1 protein-coding gene is annotated in these 856 nt (G+C 39.0%); it reads right to left on the bottom strand.

Features of this window, described 5'->3' with window-relative positions:
- Positions 1–44 precede the first annotated feature (44 nt).
- Complete coding sequence (locus ACFQ38_RS11315; RefSeq protein WP_336824426.1) at positions 45–518, bottom strand: DUF4064 domain-containing protein; 474 nt, start codon at positions 516–518, stop codon at positions 45–47.
- Positions 519–856 lie beyond the last annotated feature (338 nt).

Below are 856 nucleotides of genomic sequence, written 5' to 3'. Positions count from 1 at the left end.
GCTTTTTCATTTCAGAGGAGGGTTTTGTCCCAGCCTCTTGTTTTTTATAACGGTCTCATTGAGTCGCTATCGTAAGGCTGATCCACAAATTGTGGTTCTTCCTGCAATGGCGGTTTTTTCGTGAAGCAAAGAATTGCCGCGATGTATAGCAAGATGGATGGAAGCGATACGATTCCACCAAATATCCCAGCGATGATGAACATAATACCTGCCAATTTAGAATTCTTATCCTTCCAAATATTAACGATGCCGATAATGTTCAATACGATGCTAATGATCATCGCAATGATAAGGAACCATAAAAATCCGCCTAACACATCAAAGAATACAAATACCGCATCAACATCGGCCTGCGTATAAGTTGGATCTGCGAGCAATTCCATTTTCATTTCTTGCTGGAAGCCCGGATCATTTTGCAGGAAGCTATAAAATGCCATAAAAATAAATCCGCAAATCGTTCCAATTGCAGTCATGATGACGGCGATGATGGATAACACTCTCTCGGCCGTTCGATTCATGCAAAGCACCTCTCTCTTTCTACTATTTTGTATATCATAACAGAGTATACGTCGAAATAGACAATTAGTTTCGTAATCATTTTATTTTAGGGCAATGGTTTTATTTTCATCTATTCGGGTAATGTTGAAGCAAGGAGAAAATGACTATTCGAGCGAAAGGAGAGCATGCAATTTATGAGGAAACATGTTTTATTTACCTCGACGGACATGCTTTATACCGTCGCAGGGGCATCTGTACTTACCAGTATTTTATACTTTGTAACTTTGGCATGGGGTTTCTAACTATTTTTAAATATAAAATGAGGCTGTCCAATAAGTCCCTAAAATAGAACAGGTGG

The organism is Sporosarcina contaminans, assembly GCF_042679045.1.
GTDB classification, from domain to species: Bacteria; Bacillota; Bacilli; order Bacillales_A; family Planococcaceae; genus Sporosarcina; species Sporosarcina contaminans.
Note: the sequence above shows the minus strand (reverse complement) of the source record. Positions and strands in the feature narration are given on the sequence as shown.